Source organism: Streptomyces sp. NPDC002784, from assembly GCF_053592135.1.
The window spans coordinates 568,350-582,100 of sequence record NZ_JBSFVD010000002.1; the positions used below are offsets into that span (position 1 = coordinate 568,350).

A 13,751-nucleotide genomic window follows, 5' to 3' on the forward strand; every position below is an offset into this window, starting at 1 on the left:
TGGGGCGCCCCGGTTCCGGTCGAGGCGCCCCAGGGGTTCATCCCACCCTCACCAGGCCCTCGGGCACCAGCCCCTGGACGAGGAGTTCGTCGCGGACCAGCTCCGCGTACGCGGTGGCTCCCCGCACCGAGGTGTGGGTGTTGTCCCGTTTCTCGTTGTACAGGTAGAGGGACTTGGAGCCCTCCACGCCGAGCGACTCGACCAGCGCCTTCGTCCTCGCCGTCAGGTCGATCAGCGGCACGCCCCCGGCCGCGGCGACCGAACGGACGACCGCCGGATGGTCCACGCCCAGGCCGTTCACCAGCAGCGCCGTGCCGTTGTCGAGCGTGCCGTCGGCGTTGAACCAGCGCCGCACGACCGGGGTGACGAGCACGGGTTCGCCGCCCCGCTCGCGCACGCCCGCCACCAGGGCCTCCAGGTTGGCGCGGTAGGTGGCCTCGTCGGTGGTCTTGTCGTTGTGCGCGAGCTGGACGAGGACGAGGTCGCCGGGGTGGATCCGCGGCTGGACGGTGGCCCACAGCAGCGGGTTCCCGAGATAGGTGACCGTACTCTCCCCGGAATCGGCGTGGTTGGCGACCGACAGGCCCTTGCGGAGGTACTGCGGGAGCTGTTGGCCCCAGCCGTGGTAGGGGTCGCCGGGCTGGTCGCAGACCGTGGAGTCGCCGATGAGGAGGATCTGGCGGGCGTGCCGGGCGGGGGTGACCCGGATGCCGGCCAGGGCGGGCGCCGAGCCGCCGAGGGCCAGGTCGAGCCCCGCGGTTCCGGCGGGGCCGGTGGGCTCGCCCTCGGGGGTGCGGACGTTCACGGTGAAGCTGCGGGCGACGCGCTCACCGGCGCCCGCCGCCGTCTCGGGGAGCAGGGCGCGCCGGGTCTCGCCGGTGATGGCCGTACTCGACTCCGTGTCGCCGCCCAGCAGCACCTTCACGTCGTACGTCCCGGGCGGGAGGTCGAAGTGGCAGGCGGTGGCGGTGCAGTTCGCCAGGCCCGGCGCCGGTTCACCGGCGTGTGCGGGGACCGCGCCGAGCGCTGCGCTCAGTGCCACGGCCGCCGACAGGGTGACGCTGAGGCGTCTCAACTCGCGCGGGTCCACTGCTGGTTCGTCCCTCCGTTGCAGGTGTACGTGATGATCGCGGCGGAGTTGGCGGTGGACGCGCCGTTGACGTCCAGGCACTCGCCGGTGGCGCGGGAGACGACGGTGACGTGGGAGCCGGTGGTGGTCAGCGACCACTGCTGGTTCACCGCCGAGGCGGCGCAGTTCTCCTGCGTCACCGTGTTCGCGTTCTCCTGGACGCACAGGGAGCTGTGCCGGGCCATCAGCTGGTAGTGGCCGCCGCCGACCGGCTTGAACCAGTAGCGCTGGTTGCCGCCGCCGTTGCAGTCGTACTGCTTGAGCTGGGCGCCCTGCCACTGCGACTGGCTGGTCACGTCGGCGCACCGGCCGGAGTGCCGGGCGGTCAGCGAGTGGTACGTGGCGCTGGTGCCGGTGAGCGAGCCGGTGGCCGTGTCGACCGTGACCTCCGGGGTCCAGGCCATCGCCAGGGTGGTCGCGTTCGGGAAGGTCAGCGGCAGCCACACGTACCGGGAGTCGTTGACGGTCCCGCCGAAGGAGTTGCCCCAGCGGTCGCCGAGGTAGAGGTAGGAGGTGCCCGAAGTCCCCTGCACGGGAAGGACGTACGCGGTCTGCGAGCCGTAGGCCGTGGCGTCGCCGGCGTTCCTCATGGCGGTCCACGGTCCGGACAGCGAGGTCGCGGTGGCGTACTGCTGCTGGTTGGGGTTCCAGCCGGTGGCGCCCGAGGTCAGCATGAAGTACACGCCGTTGCGCTTGAACAGCGCCGGGGCCTCGCGATGGCCGCCGTGCCAGGGGTCGGCGACCAGGGCGGCGACGGAGGTGTAGTCGGCGGTCAGCCGGTAGATGTGCAGGTCGTAGTTGTCCCGTGCGGCCGAGACCATGTAGCCCGTGCCGTCGGTGTCGACGAAGACGGTGATGTCCCGGGACATGTGCCGGTCGAGCGGGCGGAAGCTGCCCCGCCAGGTGTAGTCGCCGTCCACGGTGTCGGAGACGGCGACGGCCGCGCGCGCCTCGCTGTAGTCGGTGCCGTTCTCCTTGTGCATCCACATCACGAACCTGCCGGTGGCCGCGTTGTACATGACCTTGGGCCGCTCGATGTTGGCGGTGGCCAGCTCCGGGTCGGTGGCCTCGGTCAGGACGTGGTTGCGGAACTCCCAGTTCTTCAGGTCCGTGGAGCGGTAGGCGGAGACGTACCGGAAGGTGTTGTCGGCGTTGCGGTTCTCGCCGAACCAGTAGTAGTACGCGCCGACCTTGATGACGCCGCCGCCGTGCGCGTGCACCGGGTTGCCCGATGTGTCGGTGAACCGGGTGCCGTTGGTGACGGTCTGCGGTGCCGCCCGGGCGGGACCGGCGGTGGCCAGGGTTCCGGCGAGCGCCAGACAGAGGGCGAGCAGGGTGGCGTACGCACGTCTCATCTCACGCACTCTCCTCGGATCGGTTCGGCATTGCGAACAACATCTGGCATGGCGAACGCCGAAAAGGTATGGGGGTGTTACGGCAAGGTCAACGGGTCCGACGGGACGACCTGAATGCCGTTGCCACTGAAATCAACAAGTGATGAAATAAATGTCATGGCGGATCAGGGCGTCCCCGTGGACGACGAGGTAGAGGTGTTGATCGTCGGCGGAGGGCCCGTCGGGCTCACCGCCCGGGCCCTGTGGGAGCGTTGGGGCGTGCGGGTCCTGCTGGTCGAGAGGCACCGGAAGTTGTCGCCCTTTCCGCGGTCCCGGCTGGTCAATGTGCGGTCGATGGAGATCTTCCGGCTGCTCGGGATCGACGAGAAGGTCACGGCGGCCGCGTTCGGGCCGCAGTTCGGCCGGATCCGCTTCCGGGAGACCCTGGCCGCCCCCGACTTCGCCTCCGCGGCGCTGGTCGGGATCGAGGCGCCGGTGGCCGAGAGCCCGGCGCTCGGGGTGATGACCTCGCAGGACCGGCTCGAACCGCATCTGCTGGCCGCGGCGTCCGCACCGGCGCGGTTCGGGGTCGAACTCACCGGCCTGACCGAGGAGGAGGACGGGGTGGTGGCCGACCTCGTCGACCACGAGGGCGGCGCGCACACGCGTGTCCGGGCCCGCTACGTGCTCGCCGCCGACGGCGCGAACTCCACCGTCCGGGAGCTTCTCGGCATCGGCACCGCGGGCCCCGGGGCGATCGCCGACATCACCACCGTGGTCTTCGACGCCGACCTGGACCGCTGGTGCGCGCGGCACCCCGCCGGGCTCTATGTGGCCCCGCACGGCTCGATCGTCCCGCTCTACCCCGAAGGCGGCTGGGCCTGGATGGGCGCCACCCCCGAGGACCCCGGGCACACCGACTGGGCCGGGCTCGTCACGCACACGCTCGGCACCGGAGCCGACGTGCGGGTGGACGTGCTGCGGGTGCAGCACTGGGTGATGAACGCGTTCGTCGCCGAGCGCTTTTGCCACGGCCGCGTCCTGCTCGCCGGTGACGCCTGCCACGCGGTGCCCGTGGTGGGCGGCCTGGGCATGAACGCCGGGATCGCCGATGTGCACAACCTGTGCTGGAAGGTGGCCGGCGTGCTGCGCGGGTGGGCCGGGCCGGGCCTGCTGGACAGCTACGAGCGCGAACGGGTCCCCGTCGCCCACCGGACGCTCGCCCAGGCGGTGGCCAACGCCCAGTTGCTGTTCCAGGTGCAGGCCCGGCGCCAGGAACAGTCGGCGAGCGGGGCCGCGCCCTCGGAACAGATCGAACTGCCGTGGTCGGAGCGGTACTTCGCGCAGCTCGGGCTGGTGCTCGGCGTCGCCTACGACTCCGGCGCCGTGCTCCCGGACGGCAGCGCTCCGCCCGAGCCGGACGACGAGGGCACGGAGTACGTCCCCACCACGCGCCCCGGCCACCGCATGCCGCACCTCTGGCTGGCACCGGAGCGCTCCACGCTCGACACCTTCGGCGAGTGGTTCACCCTGCTCACCCCCGACCCCGCCGCCTGGGCAGGGCAGCTCGCCCCGCCCTGGCCGCTGCGCGTCGAGCGGCTGCCCGCGGGCCTGGGAGACCTCGGCCCGCACGGGGCGCTGCTGGTACGCCCGGACGGCCATGTCGGCGCCCGCTGGCCCGTGGGCCCGCCCGGCGACCGGGCCCTGCGCGAGGCGCTGACGGCGATCACCGGGACGGCCTGATCCCACAGCACGGACGCTGCGCCCACGCACCGGACATGACCGGCCGCTCGACCGCTGTTCGACTAGCGTCAGGACATGACCAGCGCCACCCCCCTCGTCCAGGCCCTCGCCGCCGGTCCCGTCGTCCTCGACGGCGGGATGTCCAACCAGCTGGAGGCCGCCGGGCACGACCTGAGCGACGAGCTGTGGTCGGCGCGGCTGCTCGCGGAGCGGCCCGAGGCCATCACCGAGGCGCACCTCGCCTACTTCGAGGCCGGCGCCGACGTGGCGATCACCGCGAGCTACCAGGCCACCTTCGAGGGGTTCGCGGGCCGCGGGATCGGACCGGAGCGGGCGGCCGGACTCCTCTCGCTGAGCGTGGAACTGGCCCGTGCGGCGGCCCGCCGGGCGCAGGCGGAGCGGCCCCTGTGGGTGGCGGCGTCCGTCGGCCCGTACGGCGCGATGCTCGCCGACGGCTCGGAGTACCGGGGCCGCTACGGCCTGAGCGTCGACGCGCTCGAACGCTTCCACCGCCCTCGTCTGGAGGTCCTGGCCGCCGCCGGTCCCGATGTGCTGGCCCTGGAGACGGTCCCGGACGCCGACGAGGCGCGGGCGCTGCTGCGGGCGGTACGCGGACTCGGGGTCCCGGTCTGGCTGTCGTACTCCGTGGCCGGTGACCGCACCCGCGCGGGCCAGCCGCTGCGGGACGCCTTCGCGCTCGCCGCCGACGCGGACGAGGTGATCGCGGTCGGCGTGAACTGCTGCGCGCCGCAGGACGTGGACGCGGCGATCGCGACGGCGGCCCGGACCACCGGCAAGCCGGTGGTGGTCTACCCGAACAGCGGCGAGTCCTGGAACCCCCACGCCCGCGCCTGGCAGGGCCGCCCCACCTTCACCCCGCCCCAGGTCCGCACCTGGCGCGACAGGGGCGCCCGCCTGATCGGGGGCTGCTGCAGAGTGGGCCCGAAGACGATCACGGAGATCGCGGGGGCGGTACGGACCTAGGAAACACCCTCTCGCCCCGGGCAAACGGGCTCGTGCCACATCGCCGAAGGTCCAGACCTGACGCGCCACGGACGCACGGCCGACGCCGGACTCGCGCCGCACCGCCGGAGCACCTGACACACCCCGGGCGCTCGCCCGACCGGAAGACCCTCCCGGCCGGGCCCCAGGTCACAGGGACCGCCAAGGCGCCGCCGAACCCGCCCCGCCCGTCGGCCGACCCCACCGGCTCAAGTCCACCCCCGACACACCCCGAGCGCACGCCCGACCGGAAGACCCTCCCCGCCGGGCCCCAGGTCACAGGGACCGCGAAGGCGTCGCCGGCCCCGCCCATCGGCCCGACCCCACCGGCCGGTCCACACCCAACGCGCCACCGCCGCACGGCCGACGCCGGGCTCGCCCCGACAACCAAGCCCGCGCCGCACCGGCTCAGGTCCACACCCGGCGCGTGCCGGATCGGCGGAGGTGATCGCCGGGTGGCGCGGGGGCGGGAAACGTCCGCCTCGGTCCGACGGCCGGCCCTTTGCCCGTACCCCCCGGCAGGGGTCAGTGGCGGCGTACCGCGCCGGGGAGGCGGAGGCGGCGTACTACCGACCGGAGTTCCGGGCCGCGCGGGGGTGGGCCGGCCGGTGGGGGTGCCTCCGGGGTGGGATCGGCGGCCCACAGGGCCAGTTCGCGGTCCCGGGGGCCGTACGCGGTGTGCGGTGCGCCGGCGCCGAAGATCCGCACCGGGTGGGTGTCGTCCCAGTGCTGCCAGCCGGGGTCGCCGTGCTCGGCGAACCGGACCCAGGCGCCGTGCATGGCCTCGGAGAGTTCGGGCGGGGTGTCCGCACCCGCCAGTTTCGCGGACTCGGGGGCGTCGCCGGTGCCGAAGACGAAGCCGAGTTCCAGGGAGTGGCAGGCGCCGAGGCCGGGCCGGTTGGACGGCCAGGCGAACTCGTACACGTACGAGGTGTCCGGGCGGGAGTCGGCCAGGCGGTGCAGTGGGTTCCGCAGCAGGCGGTCGGTGACCATCTGGCCGACGATCTCGGCGGTGCGGGCCCCGGGGTGCAGGGTGCGGTAGCCGCGGGGCACCTCGGGACCGCAGCGGCAGCGGGCCATGGCTCCGGCCAGCGCGAGCGGCCCGAGCCGGTCGACGCGCTCCAGCAGACCGCCGGGCACCAGCCACAGCCGGTACTCCTCGCCGGTCCAGCCCGTCAGCAGTTCCACGCCCCGCGCCGCCGCGCCGTCGACGAGCGCCTCCAGGGGATCGCGCGGCACGAGATCGCCGTCGACGACGATCCCGAAGGCGGGCCCGCCGAGCACCGGGCTGCTGAGCCGGCCGGCCTCGGCCTGGGTGCGCAGCAGCAGTTCCCGGTCGACCTCGGCGAAGGCGGCTGCCGTGGCGGGTACCTTCAGCCGGGTGGCCATCCGGCGCACCATCTTGCGTACCTTGTCCCGCTCGGACGCCTCGGGCGGCCCGCTCTGCAGAATCGCCCGCCGCACCAGGCCCTGGGTCCCCGGCGCGGCCAGCAGTGCCCCCACACTGATCGCTCCGGCGGACTGCCCGGCCAGGGTGATCCGGCCGGGGTCGCCCCCGAAGGCCCCGATCGAGGCGTGCACCCACTCCAGTGCGGCGAGCTGGTCCCGCAGCCCGGCGTTGGCGGGGGCGTCCGGGAAGAGGCCGTAACCCTCCACGCCGAGCCGGTAGTTGACGGAGACGAACACGATGCCGTCCCGGGCGAAGTGCCGTCCGTCGTAGACGGGCACGGCCGAGGAACCGCGGGTCAGCGCGCCCCCGTGCAGCCACACCATGACCGGCAGTCGCGCCCCGGGGCTGGGATCGGGCGTCCACACATTGAGGTTCAGACAGTCGTCCCCGACCACCACCGGGTCGGCCAGATACTCCGCGAAGGCCGGGGAGTACGGCGGTTTCGGCGCCGTCGGCCCGAACGTGCCCGCGTCACGGACACCGTCCCAGCGCTCCGGCGGCAACGGCGGCCGGAACCGGCGGGGGCCGAAGGGCGGCGCCGCGTACGGAATGCCGCGGAACACGGCGACCGTCCGCTCGTATCTGCCGCGCACGGCTCCGTAGGGGGTGCTGACCACGGGGTCGGTCCGGTCCGCCGTCATCCGCCCACCAGCCCTTCGCCACGATCCGCACCGGTCCCATCAGAGCACCACAGCGCCCCGATGTATTCCGGTGGATCGCCCGGGCACGGCTGGTCGGCGCCCCACGAGGCGGACGCATGGCGGCCGGTCACCGGTACGCCGGTGGTCTCGTTGACCGCCCTTCGCGCCGGATCTACCGTAGAAGGCGCTTTCTGCGACTGTGTCCGTCAGCCCATCCAGGAGAGCCATGCCCGACCGCCCCGCGCAGCCACCCAGGGCCGTGTTCGCGATGGACCCCGTCCACCTCCCCCGGCTCTTCCCCCCGCCCCTCATGGCACGGCTGGGGCAGACCTGCGCGATCGAACCCGCCCTGGTCGTCCGGGACTTCAGCGCCCCGTCGGCCGCCGCGGCCCTGGCGGAGGCGGACGTCCTGATCACCGGCTGGGGCTGCCCCCCGCTGGACGCGGCCCTCCTCACGGCCGCCCCCCGCCTCCGCGCGGTCCTGCACGCCGCGGGCTCGGTCCGCGACCTGATCGGCGAGGACGTCTGGCGCCACGGCGTCACCGTGTCCAGCGCGGCGGCGGCGAACGCCGTTCCGGTCGCCGAGTACACCCTGGCCATGATCCTGCTGGCGGGGAAGGACGCCTTCGCCCACCGCGACCGCTACCGCACAACCCACATCCCGCCGGCCTCCGCGGACACCGCGAGCACCGGCAACCTGGGCCGCCGCCTCGGCGTCATCGGCGCCTCCCGGGTGGGCAGACGCCTGCTGGAGCTCCTGCGCCCGTTCGACTTCGACGTCCTCCTGCACGACCCGTACGCGACCCCCGCGGAGGCGGCGGCCCTGGGAGCCGAACTCCTGCCGCTGGACACCCTCCTGCGCCGCAGCGACATCGTCACGCTGCACGCCCCCGACCTCCCCGGGACGCACCGCATGCTGGACGCCGCCCGCCTGTCGCTGCTCCGGGACGGCGCGGTCCTGATCAACACCTCCCGGGGCGCCCTGATCGACCCGGACGCCCTGACCGGCGAGCTGGTCTCGGGGCGCCTCACCGCGATCCTCGACGTGACCGAACCCGAGCCCCTGCCCGCCGGCTCCCCGCTGTACCGGCTCCCCAACGTCGTCCTCACCCCCCACATCGCGGGCTCCCTCGGCAACGAGCTGGAGCGCCTGGGCCGCACAGTCGTGGCGGAACTGGAACGCCTGGCGGCCGGCCACGCCCTCGCTCACGAGGTACGCCGGGCGGACCTGACCCGGGTGGCGTGACCCACGGCACCCTCCCGGCCGGACGGCTCCGGCAGCGGCGGCTCTTCCGCAGATCCTGCGGCGAACCTAGGGTAGGAAGCGCTTACTATCGCGCTGGGCGAGACGTCCGACGGCCCTCGGGCGGGCCGGAGAGGTGGTTCCCGATGGTCCGTACGGGGAGTGCGCACATGGCGGCCGGGCCGACCCTGGCCGTGGTCGCCCGTGAGGCGGGGGTCTCCGTGCCCACCGCCTCCAAGGTGGTCAACGGCCGCGAGGACGTCGCGCCCGAGACCCGGCGCCGGGTCACCGAGGCGCTGGACCGGCTCGGCTATGTCCGCAGACCCCGCTTCGACGGGGTCAGGACACCCGGGTTCGTCGACCTGGTGGTGAACACCCTGGACACCTCCTGGTCCGGCGCCGTCCTGCACGGGGTGGAGGCGGCCGCGCACGACGCCGGCCTGGAGGTGGTCGTCTCGGCCGGGACGCCCCGGACCACGTCCGGCCGTCCGGAGCGCGGCTGGCTGGACAAGCTCACCGCGCGCGGCTCCTCCGGGGTGCTGTTCAACCTGGCCGAGCCGACCGACGCCCAATACGCCTGGCTCGAACAGCACCGCATCCCGTTCGTGATGATCGACCCGGTCGCCGAACCCCCGCCGGGCGTGGTGTCGGTGGGCGCGGCGAACTGGCAGGGCGGGGTGACGGCGACCGAGCATCTGCTGGCGCTCGGGCACCAGCGGATCGCCGTGGTCGCCGGGGACCGGCGGACCATGGCGGACAGCGCCCGGGTGGCCGGCTACCGCTCGGCGCTCGCCTCGGCGGGCGTGCGCCACCGGCCCGAGTACGTCCGGTACACGGGCTCCGACGAGAGCCTCGCCGGCCGCCGGACCCGGGAGCTGCTGGCTCTGCCCGAGCCGCCGACAGCCCTGTTCGTCACCTCGGACCGGATGGCGCACGGCGTCTACGCGGCTCTCGCCGCAAGGGAGTTGCGCGTCCCGGACGACATCAGCGTGGTCGGCTTCGACGATCTGCCGCAGTCCCGCTGGATCACCCCGGCGCTCACCACGGTCCGGCAGCCGCTGTCCGAGATGGCGGCGACGGCCCTGCGGCTGCTGGTGCGGATGATGGCCGGTGACCGGCCCGAGAGCACCCGTACCGAACTGTCGACCCGGCTGGTGGAGCGGGCGAGCACGGCCGCGCCGAGTTTGGCATGTCCCGCTGGTCGTTCATAGGTTGACCCGATGGGTCTCATCGACAGGCTGACCGGCACCCGCTACCCCGCGGACGGGGTCGTGCCGCTGTCGGCGTCGGACGTCCGGGCCGCGCTGCTGGCGCTCAACGGCCCGGACGCGCCGTACCGCATCCGCACCGCGCTGACCGCGGAGAAGGCCGACCTGGTGGCGGAGTGGCGGATCCCGCCGTCGGCCTCACGCCGGCTGGAGCGGACCGTGAAGACACGGATGCTGCTGGTCCCCGGGCGGCGCGAAGTGCGCAGCGTCGACGAGCAGTGGGAGGTCAAGCGGACCGGGAATCCGCCGCGTTGGGTGGTGGCGCGCCGGCACTCCGTGGGGCAGGTGAACTGGACCGAGCGGCAGTGGACGTACGAGCGGGGCGCCGACGGGCGGCGGCAGAAGGTCGAGACGTTCCGCTTCGACTCCCGGCAGGTCAAGGACCCTTTGCGGGCGGCGGCCCTGGCCGCGGGGTGGACCTGGCGCGGGATGATGTTCAGCCTCGCGCCGCCCAGGTGATCCCGCCGCGCAGGTGGGCGCGGAAGTGCGGGTCGTCGTAGGCCTCGGCCGCATGCCCGAGGGCGGTGTAGAAGACGCGTCCGGCGCCCTGTTCGCGGCACCAGGCGAGGGGGTGGTCGGCGCCCATGCCGCCGCCCTCGTACGACGTCTCGTCGGCGGAGAGCAACACCCGCGCCGACGCACGGGGGTTGGTGTCGAAGTCGTACCACTCGTCGGTGAAGTCCCAGACGGGCGGCAGCTGGCGGGTCGCGGGATGGCCGGGGTCCTCGACCAGGGCGCGGCCGGGCTGGAAGTCCGGGTGGCGGGTGAAGCGGGCGCCCAGCAGTTCGCCGTAGTAGGGCCACGTGTACTCGGTGCAGGCCGCCGCGTGCACCCCGGCGAACCCGCCGCCCGCCTCGATGTATCCGGCCAGCCGCTCCCGCCCGGCCGGGGTCAGCACCTCGCCGCTGGTGGAGAGGAAGACGACGGCGGCGTACGGCTCCAGGGGTGCGGTGAGCGCGGCCGGGTCCTCGCTGTGGTCGACCTCGAAGTCCCCGAGGGTGCGCAGCGCGGCGACGGCGGCCGGGATGGAGTCGTGCCGGTAGTCGGTGGTGCGGGTGAAGACGAGGAGTCGCGGGCCCATGGCCGACGAGCGTACGGCCTGCGCCCCAACCGCCGCGGTGGTTGGGTCGTTTCGGCCTCGCCTCCGCCTCGTGTTCATCACAATGCGGGCATGAACGATGACTGGCGGCAACGGATCGACGCGCTCCAGGAGGAGCTGATCCGCCGTGACGACCCCACCGCCTGGGTGCGGGAGGCCGACGCGGTGGACGCCTCGCTGCGCTATCCCCATCTCGTGCTGCGGGGGCCGGTGTTCGGGGTCGCCGTCCTCGATCCGGCGGCGGGGCCGTGGTGGCGGCTGCTGAAGCCGGTGGTGGACCCCATGCCGCAGGTTGCCCGGGACGGGCTCAACTCCCATCTGTGGTTCACGGCGAAGGACGGCACCGACGATCCGGCCGTACGGCGTAAACTGCTCGCCGCGGTGGCGCTGCTGGACCAGCGGCCGGTGAATGAGGTCGAGGCGTGCGGGGTGCGGTACCGGGTGGTGCGCGCCGACGAGTTCTCGCGCGGCGACGGCGAGCTGCCGGAGCCGCCCCGGCCGACGGATCCGCAGCCCGCCGAGCCCGACTGGGCGCGGCCCCGCACGCCCCCGCCGGGACCGGACGCCGGCTTCGCCCTCGACCCCGCCCACGACGACGGCCCGATGGCCGCGGCGACCCGGCTGGGGCTGCGGGACTTCGCGTACCGCCGCACCGCGGTCCCGGCCGCGGTGTGCGCCGACTCCGAGCGGGCGGTCGGCTCCCATCCGGAGGTCGTGCTGCTGCCGACCTGCTTCGGCGTGGTCGAGCACGGCAGCCTCGGCTGGCAGCCGTCCGGCGGCCTCACGGCGACCGCGCACGACGCCCGGCGCCGGCTGTACGACGGAATGGCGGAGGTCTGGGCCGCGCTGCACCGGTACGACGACGCCACGCGAGCCGTGTACGCCAGGGCCGCCGAGGAGTTCCGGGCGCTCGGCCGCGCCGACGCGTGCACGGTGGCCGGGCGCCGCTTCCGGATCTGCCGGGTCGACCGCATGCTCCGCATGGGCCCCGACGGCCCCGAACCGCCGCGCCCCTCGGACCACGACGAGTACGGTCCCATGCGCATCCACCCGGCGATGGACGAGTACGGCACGATCGCCTACGACTGACGGCGGCGGCTCAGCCGGTCGTGTTCTCCTGGTTGCCGGGCGCCCCGTCCCCCTCCGGCGGCAGGTCTCCGCGCTCCACCGGCCCGCCGCCCGCGGGTGCCTGCGGCAGCAGGGTGTCCAGCTCGGCGTCCGTCGGCCGGCGCACGGCGAGGGCGGCGTCCCGCAGCACCTCCCGCGGCACCCCGTCCCCGCGGACCCGCACCACATGCCCCTGCTTCGGTACGGCGTACTCCTGGCCGCGGTACCAGGCGTCCCCCTCCCGTCCGCAGGGCGCCGACGCCTCCTGGGCGCAGGTGTCGGCGGTCATGGTGCCCCGGTCCACGGAGAGCCGGAGCTGACCGCCGCCCGCCGCGGAGACGTAGACGGCGGAGAAGCCGTCCGCGCCGAGCACGCCCACGGACTGCGGGGCGAGGGTGAAGCCGGGAGCCTCGGTGACGTAGACGTGTTCCGGCGCGATGCCCGACGCCCGAGCCCGCGAGGCGAGTTCGGCCGGGTCGGCGGCGGCGTCACCCGAACCGTCCGAGCCGCACCCGGCGAGCAGGACGGCGGAGAGGAAAAGTGCCGGCCGGAAACCCCGTTGCTGGACCATGCCGCCCATCCTGCCGCACAAGCTGTTCCCTGATGGCTCACAGCCCGTCTCGGCTGACGGACCCTGTCCGTTTCCTTCAAGACCGGCCGCCCGGCCGCTGCCTACGGTGGGCGCATGACTCCACGATTCGACGCCTTCGGGCTGGTGGTCTCCGACATGGCCGCCGCTGTCACCTTCTACCGCCGCCTCGGTTTCGTCTTCCCCGACGGGGCCGAGAACGAGCCGCACGCCGAGGCCGGACTGCCCGGCGGGCTGCGGCTGATGCTGGACACCGAGGAGCTGGTCCGGTCCCTGCACCCCGGATGGCAGCCGCCCTCCGGCTCCCGGCACTCGCTGGCCCTGCGCTGCGACCACCCCGGCGAGGTCGACACGGTGTACGAGGAGCTGGTCGGCGCCGGGTACCACGGTGAGCTCAAGCCCTGGGACGCCTTCTGGGGCCAGCGGTACGCGGTCGTGCACGACCCGGACGGCCACGGCGTCGACCTGTTCGCGCCGCTACCGGCGGCCGAGTAGCTCTCCCAGCGGCACCCCGGCCAACTCCTTGACCTCCCGCGCCAGATGGGCCTGGTCGGCGAATCCGGCGCGGGCCGCCGCCTCGGCGAACGGCACCTCGGCGGCGAGGCGCAGGGCCCGCCGGAAGCGCAGGATGCGGGCCAGCGTCTTGGGCCCGTAGCCGAACGCGTCCAGCGCCCGCCGGTGCAACTGGCGTGCGCCGAGCCCCAGTTCATCGGCGGTGGCGCCGACGGTCCGGCCCGCGTCCAGGGCGCCGACCAGCCGGCGCAGCAGCGGACCGGGCGGCTCGGCGCGCTCCAGGACGAGGTCCTCCAGCGCCCTCGGCAGGTCGGCCGCTCCCTCGACGCGGCCCGACAGCCGCCGTACCTCGGCGGCGGGCCACAGGTCGGCGAGGTCGACGCGCCGGTCGCGCAGCTCGTGCGCGGGCACGCCCAGGAAGACGGGGGCGGAGCCGGGGAAGAAGCGCACGCCGAACCAGCTGCCCGCCTCGCCTTGGGTGAGGTGGGCCCGGGTGTCGGCACCGGCGACGCTCAGCCGTCCCTCGTGCCAGAGCAGGTCCATGCAGCCGTCGGGGAGCACGCGCCCGGTGCCGGGCGAGGTGTTCGCCCAGACGACGGCGCCGGAGAGCCGGGACGGCCGTTCCTCGTACAC

General features: G+C 74.1%; 13 protein-coding genes. 7 read left to right on the top strand and 6 right to left on the bottom strand.

Annotated features, from left to right (window positions below; all coding sequences use genetic code 11):
• Positions 1 to 37: 37 nt before the first annotated feature.
• Together ACWD1Z_RS07175 and ACWD1Z_RS07180 are read right to left on the bottom strand one after the other, a co-directional pair.
• Positions 38 to 1,054: a rhamnogalacturonan acetylesterase gene (locus ACWD1Z_RS07175; RefSeq protein WP_451116351.1), complete on the bottom strand. Its 1,017-nt coding sequence runs from the start codon at positions 1,052 to 1,054 to the stop codon at positions 38 to 40.
• A 17-nt stretch (positions 1,055 to 1,071) separates the two neighbouring features.
• Positions 1,072 to 2,484, bottom strand: a complete 1,413-nt coding sequence (locus tag ACWD1Z_RS07180; RefSeq protein ID WP_451116271.1) for an RICIN domain-containing protein — start codon at positions 2,482 to 2,484, stop codon at positions 1,072 to 1,074.
• 156 nt (positions 2,485 to 2,640) lie between these two features.
• Between ACWD1Z_RS07180 and ACWD1Z_RS07185 the strand changes: the two genes are divergently transcribed.
• Positions 2,641 to 4,206, top strand: coding sequence for an FAD-dependent monooxygenase (locus ACWD1Z_RS07185; RefSeq protein ID WP_451116273.1), 1,566 nt, complete (start codon positions 2,641 to 2,643; stop codon positions 4,204 to 4,206).
• A gap of 75 nt (positions 4,207 to 4,281) precedes the next feature.
• Complete coding sequence (gene mmuM / locus ACWD1Z_RS07190; RefSeq protein ID WP_451116275.1) at positions 4,282 to 5,190, top strand: homocysteine S-methyltransferase; 909 nt, start codon at positions 4,282 to 4,284, stop codon at positions 5,188 to 5,190.
• A 543-nt stretch (positions 5,191 to 5,733) separates the two neighbouring features.
• Here the strand turns inward: mmuM and ACWD1Z_RS07195 are convergent.
• The gene (locus ACWD1Z_RS07195) at positions 5,734 to 7,299 is read right to left on the bottom strand and encodes a carboxylesterase/lipase family protein (protein WP_451116277.1); all 1,566 of its coding nucleotides are present in this window, start codon (positions 7,297 to 7,299) and stop codon (positions 5,734 to 5,736) included.
• A gap of 226 nt (positions 7,300 to 7,525) precedes the next feature.
• Here ACWD1Z_RS07195 and ACWD1Z_RS07200 point away from each other — a divergent pair, with 226 nt between their 5' ends.
• The 3 genes from ACWD1Z_RS07200 to ACWD1Z_RS07210 all read left to right on the top strand — a co-directional run bounded on the left by ACWD1Z_RS07200 (position 7,526) and on the right by ACWD1Z_RS07210 (position 10,269).
• Positions 7,526 to 8,545 (top strand): hydroxyacid dehydrogenase, encoded by a 1,020-nt coding sequence (locus ACWD1Z_RS07200; protein ID WP_451116278.1) that lies wholly within the window; start codon positions 7,526 to 7,528, stop codon positions 8,543 to 8,545.
• A 143-nt stretch (positions 8,546 to 8,688) separates the two neighbouring features.
• Positions 8,689 to 9,753: a LacI family DNA-binding transcriptional regulator gene (locus ACWD1Z_RS07205; RefSeq protein WP_451116280.1), complete on the top strand. Its 1,065-nt coding sequence runs from the start codon at positions 8,689 to 8,691 to the stop codon at positions 9,751 to 9,753.
• A 9-nt stretch (positions 9,754 to 9,762) separates the two neighbouring features.
• Positions 9,763 to 10,269 carry a hypothetical protein gene (locus ACWD1Z_RS07210; protein ID WP_451116282.1) on the top strand — a complete coding sequence of 169 codons (507 nt, stop codon included), beginning with the start codon at positions 9,763 to 9,765 and terminating at the stop codon, positions 10,267 to 10,269.
• Here the strand turns inward: ACWD1Z_RS07210 and ACWD1Z_RS07215 are convergent.
• Positions 10,247 to 10,891 (bottom strand): ThuA domain-containing protein, encoded by a 645-nt coding sequence (locus tag ACWD1Z_RS07215; protein WP_451116284.1) that lies wholly within the window; start codon positions 10,889 to 10,891, stop codon positions 10,247 to 10,249. The genes ACWD1Z_RS07210 and ACWD1Z_RS07215 overlap by 23 nt on opposite strands.
• A 90-nt stretch (positions 10,892 to 10,981) precedes the next feature.
• Between ACWD1Z_RS07215 and ACWD1Z_RS07220 the strand changes: the two genes are divergently transcribed.
• Complete coding sequence (locus ACWD1Z_RS07220) at positions 10,982 to 11,998, top strand: DUF5954 family protein (protein WP_451116286.1); 1,017 nt, start codon at positions 10,982 to 10,984, stop codon at positions 11,996 to 11,998.
• Positions 11,999 to 12,008: 10 nt separating this feature from the next.
• Here the strand turns inward: ACWD1Z_RS07220 and ACWD1Z_RS07225 are convergent, their stop codons facing one another.
• A complete protein-coding gene (locus ACWD1Z_RS07225) occupies positions 12,009 to 12,587 on the bottom strand; it encodes a hypothetical protein (protein ID WP_451116287.1) in 579 nt (192 codons plus the stop codon).
• 114 nt (positions 12,588 to 12,701) lie between these two features.
• Here ACWD1Z_RS07225 and ACWD1Z_RS07230 point away from each other — a divergent pair, with 114 nt between their 5' ends.
• Entirely contained in the window at positions 12,702 to 13,100 is a 399-nt protein-coding gene (locus ACWD1Z_RS07230) for a VOC family protein (RefSeq protein ID WP_451116288.1), read from the top strand.
• Here ACWD1Z_RS07230 and ACWD1Z_RS07235 read toward each other — a convergent pair.
• A complete protein-coding gene (locus tag ACWD1Z_RS07235) occupies positions 13,083 to 13,751 on the bottom strand; it encodes a DUF6597 domain-containing transcriptional factor (protein ID WP_451116290.1) in 669 nt (222 codons plus the stop codon). The two genes, ACWD1Z_RS07230 and ACWD1Z_RS07235, sit on opposite strands and share 18 nt — an antisense overlap.

Coding starts and splice junctions, on each gene's coding strand:
- ACWD1Z_RS07180 (WP_451116271.1), bottom strand. CDS start 2,484: ATGAGACGTGCGTACGCCACCCTGCTCGCCCTCTGTCTGGCGCTCGCC.
- ACWD1Z_RS07185 (WP_451116273.1), top strand. CDS start 2,641: ATGGCGGATCAGGGCGTCCCCGTGGACGACGAGGTAGAGGTGTTGATC.
- mmuM (WP_451116275.1), top strand. CDS start 4,282: ATGACCAGCGCCACCCCCCTCGTCCAGGCCCTCGCCGCCGGTCCCGTC.
- ACWD1Z_RS07195 (WP_451116277.1), bottom strand. CDS start 7,299: ATGACGGCGGACCGGACCGACCCCGTGGTCAGCACCCCCTACGGAGCC.
- ACWD1Z_RS07200 (WP_451116278.1), top strand. CDS start 7,526: ATGCCCGACCGCCCCGCGCAGCCACCCAGGGCCGTGTTCGCGATGGAC.
- ACWD1Z_RS07205 (WP_451116280.1), top strand. CDS start 8,689: ATGGTCCGTACGGGGAGTGCGCACATGGCGGCCGGGCCGACCCTGGCC.
- ACWD1Z_RS07210 (WP_451116282.1), top strand. CDS start 9,763: ATGGGTCTCATCGACAGGCTGACCGGCACCCGCTACCCCGCGGACGGG.
- ACWD1Z_RS07215 (WP_451116284.1), bottom strand. CDS start 10,891: ATGGGCCCGCGACTCCTCGTCTTCACCCGCACCACCGACTACCGGCAC.
- ACWD1Z_RS07220 (WP_451116286.1), top strand. CDS start 10,982: ATGAACGATGACTGGCGGCAACGGATCGACGCGCTCCAGGAGGAGCTG.
- ACWD1Z_RS07225 (WP_451116287.1), bottom strand. CDS start 12,587: ATGGTCCAGCAACGGGGTTTCCGGCCGGCACTTTTCCTCTCCGCCGTC.
- ACWD1Z_RS07230 (WP_451116288.1), top strand. CDS start 12,702: ATGACTCCACGATTCGACGCCTTCGGGCTGGTGGTCTCCGACATGGCC.